Origin of the sequence: Corynebacterium sp. 212_CJEI, assembly GCF_001055915.1 — a bacterium.
Classification (GTDB): domain Bacteria; phylum Actinomycetota; class Actinomycetes; order Mycobacteriales; family Mycobacteriaceae; genus Corynebacterium; species Corynebacterium jeikeium_D.
On the sequence record NZ_JVPT01000063.1, the window covers coordinates 39,732 to 64,686 of the forward strand.

General features: G+C 59.9%; 18 protein-coding genes. 1 reads left to right on the top strand and 17 read right to left on the bottom strand.

Annotation, left to right across the window (positions count from 1 at the left end; all coding sequences use genetic code 11):
• Window positions 1–55: 55 nt before the first annotated feature.
• Window positions 56–1,042: an asparaginase gene (locus ADB02_RS07900; RefSeq protein ID WP_080969603.1), complete on the top strand. Its 987-nt coding sequence runs from the start codon at window positions 56–58 to the stop codon at window positions 1,040–1,042.
• 1 nt (window position 1,043) lies between these two features.
• On the opposite strand, the gene ADB02_RS07905 is transcribed toward ADB02_RS07900, so the two are convergent.
• The 17 genes from ADB02_RS07905 to ADB02_RS07985 form a co-directional block, all read right to left on the bottom strand.
• Window positions 1,044–1,706 carry a DapH/DapD/GlmU-related protein gene (locus ADB02_RS07905; protein ID WP_080969604.1) on the bottom strand — a complete coding sequence of 221 codons (663 nt, stop codon included), beginning with the start codon at window positions 1,704–1,706 and terminating at the stop codon, window positions 1,044–1,046.
• Window positions 1,707–1,772: 66 nt separating this feature from the next.
• Window positions 1,773–3,239, bottom strand: a complete 1,467-nt coding sequence (locus tag ADB02_RS07910) for a DNA polymerase IV (protein WP_049190455.1) — start codon at window positions 3,237–3,239, stop codon at window positions 1,773–1,775.
• A gap of 15 nt (window positions 3,240–3,254) precedes the next feature.
• Entirely contained in the window at window positions 3,255–6,515 is a 3,261-nt protein-coding gene (gene ileS / locus ADB02_RS07915; RefSeq protein WP_080969605.1) for an isoleucine--tRNA ligase, read from the bottom strand.
• 420 nt (window positions 6,516–6,935) lie between these two features.
• Window positions 6,936–7,949 (bottom strand): DivIVA domain-containing protein, encoded by a 1,014-nt coding sequence (locus ADB02_RS07920; RefSeq protein ID WP_016422992.1) that lies wholly within the window; start codon window positions 7,947–7,949, stop codon window positions 6,936–6,938.
• A gap of 398 nt (window positions 7,950–8,347) precedes the next feature.
• A complete protein-coding gene (locus ADB02_RS07925; protein ID WP_048731166.1) occupies window positions 8,348–8,647 on the bottom strand; it encodes a YggT family protein in 300 nt (99 codons plus the stop codon).
• Window positions 8,648–8,710: 63 nt separating this feature from the next.
• A complete protein-coding gene (gene sepF / locus ADB02_RS07930) occupies window positions 8,711–9,232 on the bottom strand; it encodes a cell division protein SepF (RefSeq protein ID WP_048731168.1) in 522 nt (173 codons plus the stop codon).
• Window positions 9,233–9,354: 122 nt separating this feature from the next.
• On the bottom strand, window positions 9,355–10,077 hold the full coding sequence (pgeF, locus tag ADB02_RS07935; RefSeq protein WP_049190457.1) for a peptidoglycan editing factor PgeF: 723 nt from the start codon (window positions 10,075–10,077) through the stop codon (window positions 9,355–9,357).
• A 6-nt stretch (window positions 10,078–10,083) separates the two neighbouring features.
• Window positions 10,084–11,391: a cell division protein FtsZ gene (gene ftsZ / locus ADB02_RS07940; protein WP_016422996.1), complete on the bottom strand. Its 1,308-nt coding sequence runs from the start codon at window positions 11,389–11,391 to the stop codon at window positions 10,084–10,086.
• Window positions 11,392–11,659: 268 nt separating this feature from the next.
• Window positions 11,660–12,436, bottom strand: a complete 777-nt coding sequence (locus ADB02_RS07945) for a cell division protein FtsQ/DivIB (RefSeq protein WP_049190462.1) — start codon at window positions 12,434–12,436, stop codon at window positions 11,660–11,662.
• A 4-nt stretch (window positions 12,437–12,440) separates the two neighbouring features.
• Window positions 12,441–13,934 (bottom strand): UDP-N-acetylmuramate--L-alanine ligase, encoded by a 1,494-nt coding sequence (gene murC / locus ADB02_RS07950; RefSeq protein ID WP_016422998.1) that lies wholly within the window; start codon window positions 13,932–13,934, stop codon window positions 12,441–12,443.
• 13 nt (window positions 13,935–13,947) lie between these two features.
• A complete protein-coding gene (gene murG, locus ADB02_RS07955; protein ID WP_016422999.1) occupies window positions 13,948–15,120 on the bottom strand; it encodes an undecaprenyldiphospho-muramoylpentapeptide beta-N-acetylglucosaminyltransferase in 1,173 nt (390 codons plus the stop codon).
• 4 nt (window positions 15,121–15,124) lie between these two features.
• Window positions 15,125–16,933: a putative lipid II flippase FtsW gene (gene ftsW / locus ADB02_RS07960; RefSeq protein ID WP_049190464.1), complete on the bottom strand. Its 1,809-nt coding sequence runs from the start codon at window positions 16,931–16,933 to the stop codon at window positions 15,125–15,127.
• Window positions 16,926–18,404: a UDP-N-acetylmuramoyl-L-alanine--D-glutamate ligase gene (gene murD / locus ADB02_RS07965; RefSeq protein WP_049190466.1), complete on the bottom strand. Its 1,479-nt coding sequence runs from the start codon at window positions 18,402–18,404 to the stop codon at window positions 16,926–16,928. Before murD ends, ftsW begins: the two co-directional genes overlap by 8 nt.
• A complete protein-coding gene (mraY, locus tag ADB02_RS07970; protein ID WP_016423002.1) occupies window positions 18,401–19,507 on the bottom strand; it encodes a phospho-N-acetylmuramoyl-pentapeptide-transferase in 1,107 nt (368 codons plus the stop codon). Before mraY ends, murD begins: the two co-directional genes overlap by 4 nt.
• On the bottom strand, window positions 19,508–21,034 hold the full coding sequence (locus tag ADB02_RS07975) for a UDP-N-acetylmuramoyl-tripeptide--D-alanyl-D-alanine ligase (protein ID WP_049190468.1): 1,527 nt from the start codon (window positions 21,032–21,034) through the stop codon (window positions 19,508–19,510). It lies immediately after the preceding gene.
• 132 nt (window positions 21,035–21,166) lie between these two features.
• Window positions 21,167–22,741 carry a UDP-N-acetylmuramoyl-L-alanyl-D-glutamate--2,6-diaminopimelate ligase gene (locus ADB02_RS07980; protein ID WP_049190471.1) on the bottom strand — a complete coding sequence of 525 codons (1,575 nt, stop codon included), beginning with the start codon at window positions 22,739–22,741 and terminating at the stop codon, window positions 21,167–21,169.
• A gap of 138 nt (window positions 22,742–22,879) precedes the next feature.
• The gene (locus ADB02_RS07985) at window positions 22,880–24,790 is read right to left on the bottom strand and encodes a peptidoglycan D,D-transpeptidase FtsI family protein (RefSeq protein WP_049190475.1); all 1,911 of its coding nucleotides are present in this window, start codon (window positions 24,788–24,790) and stop codon (window positions 22,880–22,882) included.
• Window positions 24,791–24,955 lie beyond the last annotated feature (165 nt).

The following is a 24,955-nucleotide window of genomic DNA, read 5'->3' on the forward strand; positions in this document are numbered from 1 at the left end:
GCTGGCTTCACGCCTTCCATAATCCTACACAAGGCCAAAACATCGCCTGGGTAAGATGGTGGACATGTCGACTCAGGATCATTCCCCGGCTAGCTCGACCTCGTCTAGCACGGCCTCCCCTCGCCGAATCGTTGTCATCACCACCGGCGGCACCATCGCCTGCACCACAGATCGCAGCGGTGCGCTAACCCCGACCATCTCGGGCACGGAGCTCGTCGCAGCGGTCGCGCAGCGTTATCCAGAGGGCATGTTAGAGCTGGAAGTTCGTGAGCTCGGGATGCTGGACTCGTCGAATCTCGCGTTCACCGACGTTGACCGTGTTCTCGCCGCTATTCACGAAGTGCTTGATGACGACTCCGTGGACGGTGTCGTCGTAACTCATGGCACGGACACGATGGAGGAAACGGCCATGGCTGCCGATATTTTCCATGCTGACTCGCGTCCGGTTGTCTTTACTGGTGCACAACTTCCCTATGATCATCCGGAAACCGACGGACCGGGGAACCTCTTTGAGGCCGTGACCATTGCTTCCGATGCCTCTGCGCAGGGAATTGGCGTTCTTATTGTCTTTGGCCACGCAGTCTTGCCGGTACGAGGTGCGACGAAGTGGCACACAACCGATCCTTTGGCTTTTGCCACTAATGCACCGGAGGAGCCGGTTCGTCCAGATCCGCTGCCTCTGGCGGCTTTGGCGGGCTCGAAGGTAGAGATTATCCCCGCCTACTTGGGTGCAGATGGATCACTGCTGGATTCGGCAGTCGCCGCCGGTGCACGCGGCATTGTCGTAGAAGGCCTGGGGTCGGGCAATGTCTCCGATGAGTTTGCCGCTGCCATTGCCCGGGCCATTGCCGCTGATGTGACCGTCGTGATGGCAACGCGCGTCCCGCGTGGTGATGTCCACGCCGCCTACGGCGGTGCCGGTGGCGGTGCGACGCTGGCTCGGCACGGTGTGATTAGCGCTGGTTGCGTGCATGCACCGCAGGCGCGCATCATTCTCGCCGCCGCGCTGGCTGCGAATGTGCATCCGCAGACGCTGTTCTAATTCACGCCTCGATGATGCGGATGATTTTCGCCGGGTTTCCAGCCACGACTACGCCCGCGGGAACGTCCTTAGTCACCACGGCACCCGCGGCGACCACGGAATTGTCGCCGACGTGTACACCGCCCAGGATGATGGCTCCGCCACCGATCCAGGCATTGCGTCCGATGATGATTTCATCTCCAGACTCTAGATAAGCGGCGCGGGCCTCAGCTCCCAGTGGGTGTACTGGTGGAAGAAGCTGCACGTTGGGCCCGAGCTGCGCGTAGTCGCAGATTGTCACCTTCACCACGTCAAGTGCGGTGAGCCCAAAGTTGATGAAAACGTTGTCGCCGATGTGGATGTTATCGCCGTAGTCCAGGTAAATGGGCGGGCGAACGGTGCTGCTCTCTCCGAAAGACCCCAATGCCGGTGCCAGCACTTGCTGTGCTGCCTGCTGGTTTTCGCGGAACGCGACCTCAAATTCAGCAGCCACCTGGCCAATTCGCACGTTCAGAGCCTGCGATTCCGGATGGTCCGCGATATACCACTGACCGTTTAACATGCGCTGGCGGTTATCCAGACCGTCGTCGGGAAGTGTGGTCGACGGATTCGGATCTCGATCGGTGTTGCGCAACGAGGCGCGGCGAGCTGCCTCGAGCTCTGCAATGCGGGATTCGGTAGTCATAGTGCCCCAATTTACGGACAGCGCATAAACAGAGCGCCGCGAACGGCATCGAGGCAGGCAACCGCATCACGCATCCGCGTCGGGGCCGAGTTCGTCTTCGCTTTCCCGCTCAGGTTGCGGCAAGTCGAGAGCTGCTGCTTCGTCGGATGCCAGCCACTCCGGCCAGTCCAAACTGCACACCGCAGAGCACGGGCGCAGCTCCGGGTCGTCTTCCTTCAGCGTGATCATGCGCCCGGGGCCGCTGGTGCGGCTTTCAAAGCGGACAGTCACAATCCCGTGGCCCGACCCCTGCACCCAACCATGTCCATACTCGCTGTGGTGTACGTCCGAGGTGGGTGCCCACTTGGAGTCGGAAAGCCGAACGGTCGGCAACGCACCGGTTCCAGATAGCTCGACCAGGCCGGCGGGAGCGTCGGAAAGCGCAGGTGCTGGCACTCGATCTTCGACGGTGATTGCGCGGTCGAGCTCAGGAAACAGGACTTCTTGTATGTGCGAATCCAGCCCGGAGAAACCGACGCCCACCAATCGCACTGGGCCGACCTCCGCGGGCGTGAACGCGATTCGGTGCGCCACCGCCATGAGGGTGTCGAAATCCTGTGTGGCGTAGGCGAGCGTCTCAGATCGGGTATGGATGCTCAGGTCAGACAGACGCACCTTGCAAGTGATGGTGCGAGCACCACGGCCATCTTTTTTGAGCCGTCGAAATGCGGACTCACCTGCGCGATCGACGGCGGTGTGGAGCTGGGCCTGCGACTCCAAATCCTCAGGATAGGTGTACTCCGCCGATACAGACTTGGCGACATCGCGCTCCTTAACCGGCCGATCGTCCGTCCCCTGCGCCAGCTGCCACAGCATCACACCGGTTTTGGATGTCAGCGAAACCTCGACATCGCGCTGGGACATGGCGGCAAAATCACCGATCGTCTCCACGCCCAGCGTGTGCAGTTTCGCAGCGGTGACAGGGCCAATACCCCAGAGCTTCTCTACCGGCAATGGGTGTAGAAGCTCGTGATTGCGTGCGGGGTCCAGCACGTACACGCCATCGGGTTTCGCCAGGCCGGAAGCAATTTTCGCGAACTGCTTGCCCGCGCCCGCGCCTATCGACGAGGCCAAGCCGGTCTCCCGCCGGATATCTGTCCGCAGCTGCTCCGCCCAGGCAATGACCTGCTCCTTCGAGGCTCCCTGAAGCTCTTCGGGTTCCATGAAAGCCTCGTCGACGCTGAGCTGCTCGACCACGGGCACGCGCTCGCGGATTACAGAGAACACGCGGCGCGACACCGGCCCGTAGATGCCCTTGCGCGCGCTGACCGTCACTGCGGTCGGTGGCATGAGACGACGTGCGCGAGCCATCGGCATAGCCGAGTGCGCGCCGTACGCGCGGGCCTCATAGGAGGCACCGGCGACCACACCTCGACCGCCCAGTCCGCCGACGAGGACTGGCCGCCCGCGCAGAGTCGGGCGGGTGAGCTGCTCGACGGACGCGAAGAACGCGTCCATGTCGATGTGCAGAACCCACCGCCCGGAAGTCGGCATAGAGATTACTCTCCCCTACTGCTTGGCAATATCCGCCGAGCAGCCGTCCGCCACGTCGTAGCTCAGCGACTCTCCGCCAGCGACGACCTCGAAAGCGGTTGCGAGAACCTCGCGGGCGATGAGGTCAGCGTGGCGGTTGGCCCACTCCTCACGCTCGGCCGGCACCTGCAACTTCACCGAAATGCGGTCGGTGACCTCAAGGCCAGCGTTCTTGCGGGCATCCTGCAGACCACGGATGCGGTCAGCGGCCCAACCGCGGGACTCCAGGTCCTCGTCGAGCTCAGTGTCGAGCACAACCAGGCCATTGACGCCGTCGACCTCAGCGGTGGAATCCGGCGAGATCGCGACCAGGTTGCGGGTGTACTCGCCCTCCTGCAGCGGAATGCCATCGGCGACAACCGCGCCGTCGACAACCTCATAGTTGCCAGACTTCACAGCCTTAATGACCTTCTGGACGTCCTTACCCAGGCGCGGACCGGCCACGCGAGCGTTGACGGAGACCTCGAATCGTCCCACCGAGTCCACGTCGGAGGTGAACTCCACCTTGTCGACGTTGACCTCGGAGGAAACGATGTCGGTGTACTCACGCAGACGCTCGGCATCCGGGAATGCCAGGGTCAGCTTCTTCAGCGGCAGGCGGTTACGCAGCTGGTTGGCCTTGCGGATGCGCGATGTTGCCGAGCAGACATTGCGGACAATATCCATGGACTCAACGAGTTCGTCATCGGTCGGCAGCTTGTCGACGTCCGGCCAATCCTCCAGGTGCACCGAGCGGCCGCCAGTGAGCGAGCGCCAGATGACCTCGGTGGCCATCGGCAGCAGCGGAGCAGCCACGCGGGTGAGAACCTCCAGCACCGTGTACAAGGTATTGAAGGCCTCTGGGTGCTTGACATCGCCGGCCCAGAAGCGGTCGCGGGAGCGACGCACGTACCAGTTGGTCAGTGCGTCACAGAACTGACGGACCTCATCGGTGGCAGCAGCAATGTCAGTGTTGTCCAGGCATTCAGTGACAGCACGGACGGTTGCTGCAAGCTTGGCCAGGATGTACTTGTCCAGGATGTTGTCGGAGTCTACCGACCACTCGGCCGGTTTGGAAGCGTAGAGCTGCAGGAACGAGTATGCGTTCCACATCGGGAGCAGCGCCTGGCGCACGCCCTCACGAATGCCCTGCTCGGTGACAATCAGGTTGCCGCCGCGCAGAATCGGGCTGGACATGAGGAACCAGCGCATGGCGTCGGAGCCGTCGCGGTCGAAGACCTCGTTGACGTCCGGGTAGTTGCGCTTGGACTTACTCATCTTGTTGCCGTCATCGCCCAACACGATGCCGTGGGCGACGACCTTCTTGAACGCCGGGCGGTCGAACAGTGCAACCGACAGGACGTGAAGCAGGTAGAACCAGCCGCGGGACTGGCCGATGTATTCCACAATGAAGTCGGCCGGTGCGTGGGACTCGAACCACTCCTTGTTCTCGAACGGGTAGTGGAACTGCGCAAACGGCATGGAACCGGAGTCGAACCAGACATCCAGGACATCCGGGACGCGGCGCATCATGGACTTACCTGTCGGGTCGTCCGGGTTCGGGCGCACCAGCTCGTCAATCTCCGGGCGGTGCAGTGTGGTCGGGCGAACGCCGAAGTCCGCCTCCAGCTCATCGAGGGAACCGTAGACGTCGACACGCGGGTACTCGTCGTTGTCGGAAACCCACACCGGAATAGGCGATCCCCAGTAGCGGGTACGGGAGATGTTCCAGTCACGTGCGCCCTCGAGCCACTTGCCGAACTGACCGTCGCGGACGTGCTCCGGCATCCACTCAATCTCGTTGTGGTTGAGCTCCACCATGCGCTCGCGGATCTTGGTAACGGACACAAACCAGCTCGGCAGTGCCATGTAGATCAGCGGCTCGCCCGAACGCCAGGAGTGCGGGTAGGAGTGCTCGATGGTGCGGTGCTGGACGACGCGGCCAGCGGCCTTCAGGTCACGGATGATGTCCTTGTTGGCGTCAAAGACCAACTTGCCCTGGTACTCCGGCACCTGTGAAGTGAACTTACCGTCCATGTCCACCGGAATGATGACATCAATGCCGTATTCATTACAGGTGTTCATATCGTCTTCACCGAAGGCCGGCGCCTGGTGGACCACACCAGTACCGTCCTCGGTGGTGACATAGTCCGCCACCATAATCTGGAAAGCGTTCGGGTGATCTGCGAAGTAGTCGAAGATCGGCTGATAGGTCAGGCCTTCCAGGTCAGCACCAGCGAAGGTAGCCACGACCTCGTGTTCCTTGCCCAATTCCTTGGCGTAGGCACCAATCAGTGCTTCTGCCAGCAGGAAGGTCTTACCTGCAAACTCCGGCACGGAGGAATCCTCGCCGACCTTAACTACGGCGTAGGTGACCTTCGGGTTCACGGCCAGACCAAGGTTGGACGGCAGCGTCCACGGCGTGGTGGTCCAAGCGATAGCCGCAGTGTCAGCGAGCACCGGGTTGTCCGCCAGCGTCTTCTCCGCTGCCGAGCCTGCCTTGGCGCCGGTGAACGGGAAGGTCACGGTCAGGGTCGGGTCCTGCCGCATCTTGTAGGAGTCATCCAGGCGGGTCTCCTGGTTGGACAGCGGGGTGTGCTCTGCCCAGGAGTACGGCAGCACGCGGAATCCCTGGTAGACCAGGCCCTTGTTGTAGAGCTCCTTGAAGGCCCAAATCACGGACTCCATGTAACTCATGTCCATGGTCTTGTATCCGCCGTCAAAATCAACCCAACGCGCTTGACGAGTGACATATTCCTTCCACTCGCCCGCGTACCGCAACACCGACTCAGCGCAGTACTTGTTGAAGTTAGCCAGACCCATTTCCTCGATCTGGCCCTTGTCCTTAATACCGAGCTGCTTCTCTGCCTCCAGCTCAGCCGGAAGACCGTGGCAGTCCCAGCCGAAGACGCGACCAACCTGGTAGCCACGCATGGTCTTGTAACGAGGGACGATGTCCTTGACGTAACCGGTCAGCAGGTGACCGTAGTGCGGTAGACCGTTGGCGAACGGCGGGCCATCATAAAAGACGTATTCGTCAGCACCATCACGCTGATCGATAGAGGCCTGGAAAGTGCTGTCCTTGCCCCAGTACTCCAGAACCTTTTCCTCCAGTTCCGGAAACTTCGGGCTGGAGGTGTACTTACCAAAGTCAGCAGTGCGCGGATACGCGCCACCTGCCGGAGTGGCCTCAGCAGAGGCATTTACATCGTTCGAATTAGACACCGTTTCTACGTCACTTCCGTGGTCGAACATCATTAATACTCACCACGGGGACGCATGCCTAGCCCCTTCAGCGTTGTTACTGGTGACGCTGAAAAGGAGTCTCGCGCGGTACCACCCCGCTTGGCATCACGCTTTACGACGGTTCTTGCGAACAAGAACCATGCGGTTTCACGCGATAGCCCGCTTATTTAATAAGGCTTTGTAACGGTGCCAAACCGTTCGGTTCTACTGAGCCCATTTTCTACTGGACTGTTCTTCCGAAACGCTCCCCGGTGATGGCCGGCTCATTGCGCGTATGGGTGTCAGTATAGCAGTGTCTCAGGCAACTACTACAACCCTGACCGGAACAAAGAATGCGATTGGTTCGCAGGGAAAGATAACAAAAACCACCGCGCTCTGCCTCCCCTCCCTGGGGAGCCGAGCGTGGTGGTTTTCTACGTGTTGGCTACGTAATTAGTTGTTGTAGCCGTCGGCCGGGGCAGCCGACTCGCGAGAGTTCAGGTCGTCGAGCTGGGACTCCAGGAAGGTCTTCAGGCGGGTGCGGTACTCGCGCTCGAAGATGTGCAGCTCCTCGATGCGCCCCTCCAGAGCGGTCTGCTGCTCCTTGACGGTGGTCATGATCTCGTGGTGCTTGCGCTCTGCATCGTCCTGCAGCGCGGTTGCCTTCTGCTGCGCTGCGGTGATGGTGGCGTTAGAGCGAGCGTCTGCGTCGCTGATCATCTGCTCGCTGCGCTGGCGAGCGTCAGTGAGGGTCGACTCAGACTCGTTGCGGGCATCAGCCAACAGCTGCTCACTGCGCTCCTTGGCATCAGCCAAAGTTGCTTCTGCCTCATTGCGAGCGTTGGTGATAGTGCGCTCGGCCTCTTCATTGGCCTCTGCCACGGTGCGGTCAGCGTTTTCACGAGCCTCGGTGACAAGCTTGTTGGCCTCAGCGTCGGCGTCAGTGGTGACGCGATCAGCGGTGTCCTGAGCAGCCTGCAGGATACGAGCAGCGCGGAGGCTAACTTCCTGCGACTCGGTGCCGGTGCTTGCTGCAACTGCCTGCGGCTGCTCCGCAGCTGCGGAGGAAGCCTGCTGTGCAGAAGCCTCTGCCTCAGAAGCACGCTTCTCAAGAGCATCCAGACGATCCTGGTAGTGAGCCTCAATCTCCTGCTGCTGAGCGCTCAGGCGCTCGTTGTACTCAGCGCGCAGCTCCTGCTCAATTTCCTTGCGCAGCTTGTCCTCATCGACAGCCGGCGCCGCAGCGGCAGCACCGGAAGCAGCGTAGTCTGCGCCCCCACCCTGCTCTAGCTGACCTTCAAGGTCCTCAACGCGCTGGCGCAGCTCAGCGTTTTCATCCTGGAGCTCACCCAGTGCGTCCTCCACGAGGTCGAGGAACTGATCGACCTCGTCCTCGTTGTAACCACGCTTGCCAATCGGAGGCTTGCTGAAAGCCACATTATGCACATCAGCCGGAGTCAACGGCATGGTGAGTTCCCCTAACACTTTGAGCGGACAGTTCTTAAGAAATCTTAAGAGAATTATTTCCAGTAGTACTGTTTACCCGGCCAATCCTACCTGCTCTAGTCACAGTCCTCACCCCATTTATTTTGGGCAGGACTCTATCCCCCACGTTCTAACCAATGGCAAAGTTCTAGTAAAACGTTAAACCTCGCCCTTACCCTGCACCTTTAGCCACAGAACTTTACCCCCGACACAACAAAAACCCATTGGGGATTATATTCCCCAACGGGTTCCTATTGTTGCCCCCGATTAACACCCCCGGCGGCAATTCAATGCCCGAGAACATCGCATTCGGGACAGTCAAAACAACACAGCTCCACCGAAATCCACATTGTGGATCCCAAGCAAACAGTTAGCGATATTTACGCCACCGCGCCGAGAGCTACCTGCAGCACCATTCGCAGAATCATAAGGATGAAGAACAAAACAAGCACAGACATGTCCACCATCACGTTGCCCATCGGCATAGGCGGGATGAGTCGGCGCAACAGCTTCACCGGCGGGTCGGTAATGACAAAAACAACTTCGCCAATCGACGAAAACACCCTGCCTGGTCGCCAAGAGCGAGAAAATGACTGAATCATTTCAATCACAATGCGAGCCAACAGCAGATAGGTGAAAAGCTTCAGCAGGATTAGCAGAACTAGCAGTAGTGAAGACACGAATAAACAGTCTAGCTAATTAATCGAAATACGAAACACTAACAAGCCATGCGAGCCGGCTGACTAGCCGGACATCCGGTCGAACTGGCCCTCGTTGACATCGCAGCCATGCGGGTACAGGGTGAACACGGAGCCGTCAGCCTTGATTCGACCGCGCAGACCGAAAACCAGTCCAGCAACGAAGTCGACATAGCGCTTAGCCTCAGATGGGTCAAGCTCACTCAGATCGAAGGTGACAATGTCACCGTCGCGGAAGTGCGAACCGATGTCCGGAGCCTTGGAGTACTTGTCCTGGAAACCACTTTCCGGCTTGATGAAGACCTGCTCCGGTTCCTTGGTCTCAGCAACGGAGTGCAGGTTGCCGTAGCGGTAGTCCTCCTCGCGTGAGTTCACACTTGCAGTCTCACGTGGAGCCTCTTCGCGCAGCTCGTAGCGGTGGCGCTCCGCACGACGCGAGTCGGCATAGGAGTCATCAAAACGCTCCTCGTCACGGCGGTCAAACTCGTCGTAGTGCTCGTCGTAAGCCGCGTCATCAGTCGGGGTAAGACCGAAGAAATTTGAAACCCCACGGAAGAAATCAGCCATCTTCTGCTACGTCCTTCTTAGTGTGCGAATTTAAGTCTGTGCTACCCACAACCTACCGGCTGGGTTGGCAATATCGCATAGACACGCGCAAATTTGGCGCGCCAAAATTACAACTTTGAAACTTAGCCCTGCTCAGGCAGGATTACGATGCCCGCCTGACGGCCAGTCTTCCCCTCCCGCCGGTAGGAAAAGTACTGCTCATTGTCAATAGTGCAGCTGGGCTCGACATTGACATGCCGTACACCGAGGTCATAGAGCTGACGCATCAGGCCGGCGCGCACGTCGACACCGGCAGTCCCCTGCTTCGTTCGCATCTTCGCTCCGGGCAAATGCTTATCGACGTCATCGGCCATCGACTCAGGCACCTCGTAATTGTGGCCAGAAGCCGCCGCACCGAGAAGCGCATGGATATTCTCGGGCGTGGCACCGAGCTCAATCATCTTCTCGACAGATTTACGAACGATTCCGTTGCGGGCACCGGTCCGCCCTGCGTGTACCGCAGCGGCGACACCCGCATAATCGTCGGAAAGCAAGACGGGAACGCAATCGGCAACGAGCACTACCAGCGCGAGACCCGGCGTGGTCGTGACGATGGCGTCGGTAGCCGAGACAGGCTCAGTTTGTGGTTCGTTGACGACGGTGACCGTGTTGGTGTGAAGCTGCTCCATGTAGACGAAGCGGGCACGGTCGATTCCCAGAGAATCGGCCAAGCGCTGGCGGTTGCGTTCGACTGCGGACGGGTCATCGCCGACATGATCTCCAAGATTGAAGGAATCATATGGTGGCAGCGAAAACCCGCCGCGCCGATTCGTCAGAATTTTTCGGCTGCGGCGGGATTCAGTCATGATTTCTTAGAAGCCCCACTCCGGCAGGTCACTGGAAGCCTGGTAGCCGCCACGACGGTCGTCGCGGTCATCGCGGTGAGCACCACGGTAGTTGCGGTTTTCCTGCGTACGCGGTGTCGGGTTATCGGTGAACAGACCACCGCTGTTCGGGTTGGTGCGCGGGACAAAGCGGTCGCGATCCTCACGCTCGCGCGGCTGTGCGACCGGGCGCTCTTCCTCCACACGCGGGGCCGGAGCGCCGAGGTTGTCACCGCCCGGCAGTGCGCTGCCCTGTCGCGGTGCCTGCTCAGCGGCCGGACGCGCCTCGGCATCCTGTGCAGCCGGACGTGCAGCGGCACCTGCAGCTGGCTTGTCCAGCGGGTTGCCGTTACCCTGCTCAAAACCGGTAGCAATCACAGTGACGCGAACTTCGTCACCGAGGTTGTCGTCGATAATGGTACCGAAGATGATGTTGGCATCCGGATCAGCCTTTTCCTCCACGATGGACGCGGCGGCGTTGACCTCCATCAGGCCGAGATCGGAGCCACCGGCGACGGAAATAAGCACACCCTGTGCACCATCCATGGTGGACTCCAGCAGCGGGGAGTTAATGGCCTGAGTCGCGGCATTCATCACACGGTCGTCGCCGCGTGCGGAGCCAACGCCCATCAGAGCCGAGCCAGCCTCAGCCATTACCGAGCGGACGTCGGCGAAGTCGACGTTAATCATGCCCGGAATGGTAATCAGGTCAGTAATACCCTGGACACCGTTGTAAAGAATCTCGTCGGCAAAGCGGAACGCGTCCATCATGGACAGATCCTGCTCACCAATCTGCAGCAGACGCTGGTTCGGAATGGTGATAAGGGTGTCACAGACCTCCTTGAGGGTTTCAATGCCCTCAGCGGCCTGGCGCGCACGGCGCTTGCCCTCGAAGTCGAACGGCTTGGTTACCACGCCGACGGTCAGGGCACCGGACTTCTTGGCGATGCTCGCGACAACCGGAGCTGCACCGGTACCGGTTCCACCGCCCTCACCTGCGGTAACGAAGACCATGTCGGCGCCCTTGAGGGTCTCTTCAATCTCGTCCTTGTGGTCTTCCGCGGAAGTGCGGCCAACCTCGGGGTTAGCGCCAGCTCCCAGACCACGAGTTGCCTCACGCCCAATGTCGAGCTTGACATCAGCGTCGGAGAACATCAGGGCCTGCGAGTCGGTGTTGACTGCGATAAATTCGACACCCTTCAGCCCCTCCTCGATCATGCGGTTGACAGCATTGACGCCACCGCCGCCGACACCGACGACTTTGATAACGGCGAGGTAGTTATTCGGGGAGGTCATTGCGCGTTTCTCGCCCTTTCCTATAGGTCCTAAATAATTTCATCTAGCCACGTTGCACATGGGCCGCACGACAGCATTGGCACCGCCGGGCAGTACAGCTCTCCATGACACCGCACGGAAGAAGTGCATCATGGCCGAAAAGCTGTTGACCCCATTGTGGTCGAAAACTGCAAATAATTCAGCGACCTTTTAGCGCGTGTCGCTACCTTAAACCTGCACTTGAGGGATAGTGTTTAGCCACAGAAATCACTCCAGACACCACCATTCTCTACTCTCCCTTAGCAGCGGGTAGTCGGGGGTTGGAGACATTCCAAATCTTCTCGCCACGGTTCAGCACAATCTCCGTCGCGCGTGCCTTTTCTGCCGCATTATCCGAGGACCCGAAGTACACCTCGTATCCATCGGTCAGAAATAGCTTGATCTCTGCCTCGGAAGGAGCGCTAATCCGCTCCACACGGTGTGCAACGGGCTCTGGCAACGCCTTGACGACGTTCAAAACCGCCTTGATAACGCGCGGTTCGGGGTCAACTTTGCCGTCTGTTGGCTCATCCACACGAGGTGCATCAACAACCTCGATGACACCCGCCGGCGGGGCTGCCGTGACGAACTCCTGACCATTTGCGGAAAACAGATGCTCTCCGTCAGTGGCACGGACAAACACCACCGGGGTGAATTCTCGTACCGAAATAGTCACGCCCTGCGGCCACGAACGACTGACAGTCACGCTATCGACCCACGGCTGCCCCGCCACGGAGCGCGCTGAGGCATCCGTGTCCAAGCGAATGAGCTTTTGATTCTCGGAGATACCACTGGCCTCGACAATCGCGTCTTTATCCCCGTGGACGACGCCCTCAACATCGATGTTTTTCACAACCAGCCACGGCGAAAACCACACCACCGCTGCAACGATGGCGATAATCGCGGCCAGGCCACCGCCGACGAGCCAGCCGCGTCGCGGGGCGCGCGCTGAACGCCGACGCCACGACGCTGTTGCGCCCCGGCCTGCACCGTCGGTCTGCTGAGATTGCTTTCGGCTGGTTTTCACAGTGCTACGACTCCACCTGTTCGTCGTTGTCTCCGCTGAGCTCGCGCACGATTTCGTCGGCAAGCATCGTCACAGAGCCAGCGCCGATGGTCAGGATGACGTCGTGCGGTTCGGCGATTTCGCGAACGCGAGCCGGGACGCTGGTGAAATGCGGCTCATACGTCACAGGGATGGTCATTTTGTTGGCAATGAGCGCGCCGTCGACGCCCGGCAGTGGCTCCTCGCGGGCGCCGAAGACATCGAGCAATACGGCCTTGTCCGCCAGAGACAGGGCGGCAGCGAACTCGTCGGCAAAGTTGCGAGTACGCGAGTACAAGTGAGGCTGGAACACAGCGATGACCTTGCCACGACCGGCCTCGGTGACCAACTCCCGAGCTGCGCCGAGAACTGCGGAGACCTCGGTCGGGTGATGCGCGTAGTCGTCGTAGATACGAGCGCCAACAAATGGCCCCTCGCCGATACTGCCGTGGTAGTCAAAGCGGCGACGGACACCGGTGAATTCACCGAGACCGCGCGCCATACGCCCCAAATCTGCCCCGACGCAGTCGCCACCGACCATTGCAGCCAGCGCGTTGAGCGCCATGTGACGGCCGGGCTGATGAAGTTCAAACCTCACCGATGTCGAGCCAACAGTGGCCTCCACGCGGGCACCACCACCGACCGGAGTCCAGCCGTGCAAAACGGCACCGACCGGCAGCGTCGGGTGTTGAGCCAAGGCTTCTTCCCCACCATAAGCCAGCACGTTAATGCCGCGCTCCACCGCGCGCTCGCCCAATGCGGCCGCATGCGGATCCTCAGCACAGATGACCAGATGACCGCCATCCTTAATGCGCTCTGCAAAAGCGTCAAAGACGGCGTAGTAGGTCTCGTCGTCACCGAAAAAGTCAAGGTGATCGGGCTCGATGTTGGTAATTACGGCCACTTCCGGCTGGTAGGTCAACAACGAGGCATCCGACTCATCGGCCTCAGCAACAAAGACATCGCCACTGCCCTGGTGAGCATTGACACCGGCCTTGCTCATCAGACCGCCAACGGCAAAAGACGGATCCAAACCAGCTGCCTGCAAAGCGGCGACGGTCATCGATGTAGTCGAGGTTTTGCCGTGAGTACCGGCGATCAGGAGAGCCTTGGAGTCCTGCATCAACAGCGCTAACACATCGGAGCGTTTGAGCACCGGAATGTCCAGCTCATGTGCACCGGCCAGCTCCGGATTCGTCTTCGGGATAGCAGCGAAGGAAATGACCACTGCGTCCGGCAGCTCTCCCTCGCCAGCAAGCTCGAGATTCGCACGGTCATGCCCAATGGCGATGGTGGCTCCCATCGCACGTAGTCCCACCACCGCGCGGGACTCCTTGACATCGGAACCGGTAACACGAATGCCACGCGCCAACAGGATGCGAGCGATACCGGACATACCGGCACCGCCAATGCCAATCATGTGGACACTTGCGGGCAGCTCTCCCGTTACCGGCTGAAAGTCATCGAAATTAACGTTCATGTTTATGCTCGCTTTACTTCTTAGAGTTCACAGCCGCAGACAGCACCCGACGGGCGATGTTCTCCGCAGCGTTACCATGTCCAATGTTGGCCAGGGCGCGGCGCCCGTCGGCAAGCTTTTCTGGGGACGTGACCAGCGGAATCACGATATCCGAAACTGATGCCGCAGTCAGCGACTCGTCGGCGATGAGAATACCGCCACCAGCATCGATGACATCGGTGGCGTTGAGCGCCTGTTCCCCATTTCCGTGTGGCAGCGGAACGTACACCGCAGGCAAGCCGACAGCTGAGACTTCAGCCACCGTCATCGCACCGGAACGGCACAAAATCAGGTCGGCGGCGGAGTACGCCAGATCCATCCGGTCGATGTACGGCACAGCGACATAGGGGGCGTCCTCGCGGATAGCCTCGACCTCGACGTGATTCTTCTTGCCGTAGGCATGCAGTACAGATACACCGGCGTTGGCGAGCTCTGCGGCTGCACCGGTAACAGCTTCGTTGATGGAACGTGCCCCCTGCGAACCACCGGTGACAAAGAGCACCGGACCCTCCTGCGGTAAACCGAAGAACTCGCGGGCTTCGGCACGCTTGGCGTCGCGGTCCAACGCCGCGAGACTGGCACGCACGGGATTGCCAACAACCTCGGCCTTCAGGCCAGAGCCAGTCACGGCAGCCAAACCGACGCCCCCGAGTGCGACACCGAGCTTATTGGCCAGGCCCGCACGGGCGTTGGCCTCGTGAACCAGGAACGGAATCTTCTTCCCCGCACGGCACGCCATGTAGGCCGGTGCCGATACGTAGCCACCAAAGCCGATGACCGCATCAGCGTCAATGCGCTTGAAAACCTTGCGGGTCTCACGCACCGCACGAGCGACGTTGAGAGGCAGCTTGAACAAATCCGCAGTCGGCTTGCGCGGCACCGGCACTGGCGGAATCAGCTCTAGGTCATAGCCTCGCGCCGGTACGAGGGTTGACTCCAACCCCCGATTCGTACCGAGTGCAATGACGCGGGCATCCGGCTGCAGTTTCAAAATCGCATCCGCTACTGCCAGTGCAGGTTCGATATGGCCAGCCGTACCACCGCCGGCCACCACAATGGTCGGAGCAGAGCCATCTTCCTTGAGAAACTGCTCAGACTCCGAAGCGCCTTTCGCCCCAGCGGCTGCGCCCAGATTCTTGTCTGCCATGGTGTTATCGATTCCTCCTCCGCGGTGCTGAACCGCCGTTCCTATTGTTTCGGCCCGGGCGCTGGCGCGAACGCGACTGTCCGCCACGACCTTCGCCCCGAATCCTACTGCCCCGGCCTGAGCTTGACGACGACCAGGAGCCCTGTGACCGTCCAGTCCGCGGCGACCTCGCTGTAAAACCCCGCGTCCGTCCGTCGTCACTACGAGGGGAATAATCCACTTCGCGGCCACGAACACTGCCCGAGTTTCCGGAGCTTCCGGACGCTCGGAAGCCACGCTGCGGGGTGGCACCTCGGCCACTGCGGCTGCCTCCACTACGGCCGGCCCGGTTGGGTCGGTCAGCTCGGCCACTGTAGGTTTCCCGCACCTGCGCCCCCTCGCCACGTGGAGTACGCGCTCCACTGGTCACCACGGGCGGACCAAAGCGTTGCGGATCGCGATGGGCACGCACCTTCGGCGCGTGGCGACGCGATTCGTCATACGGGATTGGTTCCGGAATACCCAGGAACCTGTCCAGCCCCGGACGTCCCGAAGTCTGCATTGCAGAGACTGCCTCCGATTCGTGGCGGGCACATGTGGCCAGCAGACCCATCGAGAACAACGTCACCATCGCCGATGTACCACCAGCGGAAATCAGCGGCAGCTGCAGACCAGTCACTGGCAACGCACCAACGACGTAGCCGATGTTGATGAAAGCCTGCACCACGGTTGCAGCAGTAATCGTGCCCGCGAGCAGACGGAGAAACGGATCGTTCTGACGACCGGCGATACGAAGTCCCACCCAGCCGAGCGCTGCGTAGAGCAAAATAACCATCAGCGCGCCGAGAAAACCAGTCTCCTCACCGATAATGGCGAAAATGAAGTCATTCTTCGCCTCCGGTAGGTATCCCCACTTCGCGCTCGACTGACCGAGACCGACACCGGTGAGAGATCCGTCGGCAAGCGAAAGAAAGCCCTGGTAGGACTGGTAGGCATCTCCCTGCACATCGTTGAAGTTACCGAGCAGCGAGTCCAAGTAGACCCTGATTCGCGCCGAACGGAAACCCGCGGTGACGGTAAAAATCACCAGGGCGAAAGCCGCAGCGGCAAGCAGCCCGGTGATGAATACTCGCGGCAGGCCAGCAAACCACGCCAACGCCACCACGACGAACGCCATGGAAGCAACCATGCCGAGGTCACGCTGCAGCATCACCAGTGCCAATACCACGAAGCTGACCGCACCGAACAGCCCGAACAAATCGGTATAGGACACAGCAGTGCGGACCTTTTCAGCCAGCAGCTTCGAACCCCACAGTGCCAGCGCAATTTTCGCGATTTCTGATGGCTGCATGGTGATACCACCAATACTCAGCCACGAACGCGCACCGGTTTCCTCCAGGCCGATGCCGATACCAGGGATAATCACCAAAACCAGCAGCACAAAGGACAAAATCAGCGCTGCTGTCGATAGCGAGCGAATCAATTCCACCCGCATTCGCAGCACGATCCACATGGAGATAAGACCCGCCACCACCATGACCAGCTGACGGATGAACACCGACCACACGCTGCCCGAGTCGTTACCCGCGCTGGCCATGGATGCCGACAGCACCATCACCAGTCCGATTGACGTCAGCAGCGCGACGATAATCATCAGTAGGTGGTAGTCGAACAGCGGACGCGACTTCCAGTCGTTAAAACGCTCCACCCACGCCGGCCGCTCTCGAGCACTAGAGCTAGACGACGAGGGCCGCTGTGAACTGGTAGCCTTCGTCCCCTTTTGTGCCGTCGCGGCACTAGCGCTTAAATTACGAGCCTTGCGGGAGTTATCCATCAGTTGACGTCACCTTCTGCGCCCATTGCGCGAACAAGTCGCCACGTTCAGCCATTCCGGAGTACATGTCCAAGCTGGCGGCAGCTGGTGCCAACAGCACCACATCCCCAGGGTTGGCATATTCACTAGCTGCCATACAGGCCTTTGCCATGGCATCAACCTTGTCGGTGTCATCAATGACAACGACCGGCACAGCAGGTGCGATGCGGGAGAGCGCATCGCTGACTAGTTGCCTATCGACGCCCAGAACCACGGCGGCCTGCAGGCGATGAGCATGCTTCGCCACTAGCGGAGAGATTTCCGCGCCCTTGAGCTGACCACCGACGATCCAAACGACACGCTCATGACCGGACAGTGCAGCGTCGGCAGCGTGGGGGTTGGTGGCCTTGGAGTCATCAATCCACACGACATCATTTGCCTTATGGACAATCTGACCGCGGTGTGCGCGAACTTCGAAAGTCTCCAATGCCGCTGCAATTTGCTCCGGTGAGGTACCGATACTGCGCGCCATCGCAGTGGCGGCCACCGCGTCGAGAACACCTGCCCGGCCGGGAGGAGAAATTCCCGCTACCGGTGCGATGACAATGCCCGGACCAGAGTCGTCAGCTGCGGCATCGCCGCCGCCAAAAGCGCGGTCGACAATCATGCCGTCGCGAACTCCGACCTGGTGTGCCTCCGGGGGACCATCGGTAAAGCCCACGACGGAGTTGCCGAGCTCGTCGTTTTTCAGCATCTTTTCCACGTGCTCGACGACATCTGCGTCATCCGCACCGTAGATTGCGACAGTACCGCGCAGCGCACGGGTCTTGTCCAGACCGTAGTTTTCGTAAGAACCGTGCCAGTCGATGTGGTCTTCCGCCAGGTTCAGCAGTACTCCCGCATCTGGGCGAATGTTTGGAGCCCAGTGCAGCTGGAAGCTGGACAGCTCTGCGGCCAAGACCTCGATACGAGGCTCAGCAGTCAGTGCGTCGTACAGAGCCACACCAATGTTGCCCACAGCTGCGCCCTGCTCCCCGAGCATGGCGGCCAGCATGGAGGTGGTTGTGGTCTTGCCGTTAGTGCCGGTGACTACCAGCCAGGTACGTTTCGGCCCCCACAGCTGGGCACAGTCGCCGGCGAAAGCCAGCGCCACATCGCCGAATACCGGGACACCGGCCTCAGCGGCGGCGCCGAACAGCGGACTGGTCGGACGCCACCCCGGCGAGGTCACAATCGCAACCGCGTCGGCAAGCTCGTCGCGAGCGTCTGCGGTCGTGACATGCCGAACCGAAAAGTCAGCGGCAACCAGTGCGCCGAGAGCGGAATCGTCCACGACGACAACTTCCGGACAGCCGATGTCCTTGAGCATCGCAATGGCACCGCGACCGGAAACTCCGGCTCCTGCCACCAGAACTCGACCAGAGCGCACCGTAGCGACTAAGTCGAGATTTCGGATATCGGTGAGGTTGGTCGGGTCTGGTGAGTTAATCATTGAAATACGCCTACCTGAGAGAGCCAGTCACTGTAGAAGATGGCTGCGCCAATCATGTTGAAAATGCCTGCGAGTAGCCAGAAGCGAACGACAACAGTTGTCTCCGCCCAACCTCCGTTTTCGAAGTGGTGATGGAGAGGAGCCATGCGGAATACGCGCTTGCCAGTCGTCTGGAAAACCGCGATCTGGATTGCCACGGAAGCAACTTCCATCACGAAGATGAAGCCAATGATAACCATCAGCAGCTCAGTCTTGGTGACAAATGACAGACCCGCTACCAAACCGCCAAGAGCCAGCGAACCGGTATCTCCCATGAAGATCTTTGCCGGCGCTGCATTCCACCACAGGAAGCCCAAACAGGCGCCCAGACCCGCGACGGAAATAACGGCGATATCCAGCGGATCGCGGACGTTGTAGCAACCGCTGCCCAGCGAAGCCTCGCAAGAGTTACGGAACTGCCAGAAGGAAATCAGCGTGTAGGTGGCCAGTAGCAGCGCGGTGGCGCCAGCGGCCAGGCCGTCAAGGCCATCAGTGAGATTGACGGCATTCGTCCATGCGGCAATGACGATGAAGACAAATACCAGGAAGACAATCATGCCGAACCACACAGGCCCCGGTGCCAGATTCAGGAACGGAATATCTCGAATCAGCGACAAGCTCGTCGAACCGGGAGTCAAGCCAGACGCATCCGGGAACTGCAGCAGCAGCACGCCGAAAATCAGCGCTGCCGCCAGCTGCCCAACCAGCTTCGCTGTCTTGTTCAGCCCCAGGTTGCGTCCTTTGTAGAGTTTGATGAAGTCATCGGCAAAACCCAATGCGCCCATCGCCAGAACCAGGAACATCACCAACAGACCGGAGGCGGACGGCCCCACGCCAGTCTGGATATACGTAACGAGGTGTGAGAGGAAATAACCAGCGACGATTGCGGCGATGATGGCGATGCCGCCCATAGTCGGAGTTCCCCGCTTGCGCAGGTGGCTCTTCGGCCCTTCTTCACGGATCTCCTGGCCAAGACCTTCAGCAGAGAATTTGCGAATAAGCACTGGTGTTAAAAAGACACTCACCAGAAATGCAATCGCACCACTGAGAATAAGTTGAATCACTTACTTTTCCTCTCCGCTTTCACCTTCGGGCGTAGTCCCAACCTTGGCAGCCAGCGAGTCCGCGACCCGCCACATACCGTCCGCATAGGAGGCCTTGACTAACACCACATCGTCCGGACGCACCTCGGCCGCCACCAAATCCGCGGCAGTGGATGTATCCGGCACCCTAGAAGTATTTAACCCCAACTCTTCCGCTTTGTCGGCCAGGGCATGCACATTAGAACTCTCTCCGACTGCAATTAGTCGATCGATGCCGCGGCCCACAAGGTACTCGCCAAGCGACGAGTGCTCATCTTCAGCGGAATCACCAAGCTCACCCATCTGTCCCAGCACGGCCCACGATGAGGCGTCCTGGTGCGTTGGGCCAGCTGCTGTACGTGCCAGAGCATCAATCCCCGCACGCATCGAATCAGGGTTGGCATTGTAGGAATCGTTAATAACGACGATGTTGCCAGTGAGCTGCTGGACATCCATGCGCCGCTCTGACGCTGCCACATGCGCGGCCATCGCCTTTGCGACCTGCTCAGCATCAATACCGGATTCCACTGCCACCGCAATCGCCGCCAGGGCATTGGCCACTTGGTGCGCACCATAGACCTGCAGTTGGATCGGGAATGTACGCCCGTCCGGTACATGCAGGTCAAAAGATGCACGAGCAAAATCGTCGAGCTGCACATTCGTGGCGCGGTAATCCGCGGTTGCGTGGCGTTCGGAGTTCTCATCTGCAGAGAAGAACACCACCTTCGCCTGGGTACGCGGAGCCATGCCAGTGACGTAGTCATCGTCGGCATTAAGTACGGCCACACCGCCCTGCTCCGCAGCCGGCAGCGCTTCCACGAGCTCGCCCTTAGCCTGCGCGATTGCCTCGCGCGAGCCAAACTCACCAAGGTGCGCCGTGCCAACATTGAGCACCGCACCAATAGTCGGTGGCGCAATGCGCGCCAGGTGGGCCACATGCCCAATTCCGCGTGCGCTCATCTCCGCAACCAGGTACTTCGTCTCCGAAGTGCACTGCAGCACCGTGTACGGATGTCCAATTTCGTTGTTAAACGACCCCTTCGGCGCCACCGTCGGACCGTCGGTACGCAGCAGCGTCGCCATCATGTCCTTCGTCGACGTCTTTCCCGCCGAACCCGTCACACCGACGACATGCAGCTGATCCTTCTTCAGCTCGTCGACGACGTAACGCGCCAACTTACCAAGCGCTTCCAGCACCGCCGCCCCGGAACCATCCGGATCGTGTGCAAATGCGTCGGCATTGGAGTCCTGCTTACCAAGGGGCTTGACGACGACCGCAGGTTGCCCAACATCTCGTGCCGCCAGTGCCATCGTCGCTCCAGCGGCCACAGCCTGATCGATGAAGTCGTGGCCGTCGACACGCGCGCCCGGCAGGGCGAGGAAGAGCGAGCCTTCGCGAATTTTTCGGGAATCGAATTCTGCGGGCTGAGTCACTGTGGCGTCATCATCGACGTGGACGAGTTCACCTCCCACGATGTGAGCGATTTCCGCGGCGGTCAGGGCAATCATGATGTCTATAGTCCTTGTTGGTTAGAGTTCCAGGCGCCTAGTAAAGGATGATTTCTTGATTTTATTCGCTTACCGCGAATGGTTCGCGGTAGGCATGTCAGGTGGTGCGCTTCCTCAGCGATTTCAGCAATCTCAATCAGCGGATCCCTCCAGTCGCTGTGTGAGTGCTTCGGCCAGCTGTTCACGGTCATCGAACGGGTGAATCACGCCACCGATATCCTGGCCGGTTTCGTGTCCCTTGCCAGCCACCACGATGCTGTCACCGCTGTGGGCGAGCTCGACGACACGGCGAATTGCCTGGCCGCGATCGCCGATTTCCTCAACAACCGTGTCAGAACTGGCCTTGCCGCTGGCAACGGCTTCCTTCGCACCGGCGACCACGGCCGCACGGATTTCAGAGGGCACCTCGGAGCGTGGGTTGTCATCGGTGATGATGACGACATCGGCACCGCATGCAGCCTCAGCTCCCATAATTGGACGCTTGGCACTATCGCGGTCGCCACCGGCGCCGACGACAACCAGCACGCGACCTTCGGTCTGTGCGCGCAATGTGGCCAACACCTCAGCTACTGCGGCTGGCTTGTGGGCATAGTCCACCACAGCCAGGAAGTCCTGTCCGCGGTCGATGCGCTCCATGCGGCCTGGCACACGCACCTGCGCCAGGCCGCTCTTGGCCGCGTCATTGGCATGCCCAATCGCATCGAGCACAGCCCATGCGACTGCGGCATTGGCAACGTTGAAAGCACCCGGCAGAGGAACTTCCACCTCAACTGTGTCAGTGTTGTTTCGCGTTAGCTCCACATGCTGGACACCGTTAGTGGCGACAGTGGCTGCAGCGGCGTGCCATTCTGCAAAGACCTCGGCAGCTGGCGTCTTGTCGGTTACGCGATGCTGAGTATGGACAGTGGTGACTTGGACATCCGGGTCGCCGGCAGCGATATCTGCCATGCGGACACCCCAGTCGTCGTCGATGCACACGACAGCCTTCGGTGCATGTGTCGGACCTTCAGGATCAAAGAGCTTGGCCTTGGCTTGGAAATACTCTTCCAAGGTCTTGTGGAAGTCCAGGTGATCCTGCGAGAGGTTGAGGAAACAGCCGACGTCGAAACTGACTCCGTCTACACGTCCCAACGACAGTGCGTGGGAAGAAACCTCCATGACAACGTGCGTCACACCCTCGGAGAGCATCTGGTGGAACAGGCGCTGGAGGGCTGGAGCCTCTGGGGTAGTCAGGCTCGACGGAACGGCACGGCCATTGATGCGCGTGCCGGTAGTACCAATGATGCCTGTCGAGCATCCAGCTGCCAGCAGCGCGCCCTCCAGCATGTAGGTCGTGGTGGTCTTGCCAGAGGTGCCGGTAACCCCAATGATGGTCAGTGAATCCGAGGGATGATCGTAGATTTCTGCAGCAACGTGCCCCATGACGGCCCGGACATCGTCGACAACCAGGACTGGGCGAGTCTCCCCTGCTTCCCGCAGGATTTTCAGACCTTCCTCATCAGTCAGGATCGCTGTAGCAGCCGACTGCTGCGCGTAGCGCGCACCATGCGTGCGAGTACCTGGGACGGCAGCAAACATTCCGCCTTCAGGCACTTCGGCAGCGTTGAGTTCGATCGCGGCGATATCCGCTCCTGCCGCCGCGGATTCGGTAATGCCGTCAAGTCGGCCATGCGCGAGGTTACACAATTTCGCAAGGGTGGCGGTCATTGGCTGTTCCCTCTTTCAAGTCAGTCGTTGGTGTACAACAAATTGGAAAAATTCAAGAGATTCACTTTGCAGAAACCAAAGTAATAAAAGTCTGTGTATTAGTGCTGTCGCGGTAACTTCATTGTGGTGGTGACCTCGTTACGGCTGCAGCAACAACTTGCCTTCGCGGGGTGGCGACGGCGGTACGTTGTAGCGGTTAAGCGCCCAAGCGGCGATGTCCTTAAACAGTGGGGCTGCTGACTGACCGCCGTCACCATGAACACCACGCTGGGGTTCATCAAGCATGATGCCAATGACAAAACGGGGATCGTCGGCAGGCGCGATGCCTGCAAACGTGATGTAGTACTTGGAATTCGAGTACGCGCCGGTGTCGGGGTCAACCTTCTGCGCCGTACCTGTCTTGCCTGTGAGCGAATACCCCTCAATACTATTTCCGGCAGCGGTACCCGACTGCTGCCCCGTGGGATCAGACTGCATAACGCCTTCAAACATGGCGCGCACAGTTTGGGCGGTCTCCGGGCTAACCACACGCACTGTTTCCGGGCGCTCTGTTGCCGTCTTCGTGCCGTCCGGGGAAATTGTCGAACGAATCATACGCGGCGGGATGCGCTCGCCATCGTTGGCGATTGCCTGGAAAACTCCTGTCATCTGCAGCAGTGTCATGGCCATACCCTGACCAATGGGCAGGTTCGCAAATGTACCGCCGGACCACTGCGGACGCTGCGGCACCAAGCCGGAAGATTCACTGGGCAACTCGATACCCGTGGACTGCCCCAGCCCGAAGAGATGCAGCATCTCAGCGAAGCGGTCCTGACCCAAACGCTCTGCCAGCATTAGGGTGCCGACATTGGAGGACTTGCCGAATACACCGGTCGTCGTGAAAGCTTCCGTGCCGTGCTCCCATGCATCGCGCACGGTGACACCCGCCATATCAATCGTGCCCGGAACCTGCAGAACCTCATCCGGTGTGGTCTTGCCGTCTTCGATAGCGGCCGCTGCGGTAATAATCTTTGCTACAGAGCCCGGCTCAAATGGGTTCGATACAGCGGAGTTTCCGATAGTGCGCCCCTCTTCGAGCTCGGCCCCCATATCCTTATTCGGGTTAGCCGTGTCCGCCTGCGCCATTGCAAGCACTTCGCCGGTCTTCGCGTCGAGCACGACTGCCGACGCATCCTTCGCTCCCGAGTTGGCCTTCGCCTGGTTGACCTGCTGCTGGACAAAGTACTGCATGTCGAGGTCCAGGGTCAGCTCGTAAGTCGTACCGTCCACAGCTGCGTGGACATCGCGCGTGGATCCCGGGATTGCCACACCGTTAGAGGCGATATCAATGGTCTTGCCACCGTTAATACCCTGCAAAGTGGCATCACGAGAGGCTTCAAAGCCGAACTGGCCGACGCCATCCATGCCAATCTTGCCGATGACGTTAGCCGCCGTCGCCCCATTCGGGTACTGGCGAATATCCTGACGCTCCGCCACCAGTTCCGGATACTTTTCCACGATGGCAGCGGCCTTGTCCGGGTCGACATTACGCACGAGCACCTCATAGGTGCTGTCCTCATTGCGCAGCTTCTCCAGAATGTCCTTCGAGCTCACCCGGGACGGCGCGCTCATCACCGAGTTCTCCTCGGTTTCGGGTTCCGCTTGACGACGGCGACTGCTTCCCGACTTCTCCGCGTCGATGTCGGCCACGTCGAGTAGCTTCGGCAAATCCTTGGCGATCTGCTCGAGGCGTTCATCGTAGGTAGCGACATCATCCGGGCGCTGCTTATGGGCGTCCCCAATCCACTTGCGCAAAGTGTTCGGGTGAACGGTAATACTGCGTGCCTCCATAGTGAAGGCAAGCTGAGCTCCGTTACGATCGAGAATCGCACCGCGCCGAGCTGCATCAACAACTTCCACCGTGCGCTGATTCTGCGCCGCCGCCGACAGGTCAGGACCTGCGACGAGCTGCACCCAAGCCAAACGGGAGACCAGCACTACAACTGCGATAGCGCCTATAAACTGCAGCCAGTTGCGACGTCGGATGAAGTCCTTATTACTAATGCGCATTTTTTCGCGCGGGGGCACGCTTCGGTTGGTTTTAGCATCGAGCCCCCGGCTGCGCTGACCATCCCGAACGCGACTTTGGCCTCTGCGCTCACGGGATGTAATTCGGTAAGCACGTTCGCCGAAGTCATACCCCCCTCCACGGTTGGGGTAGTCGTCTTCAGATCG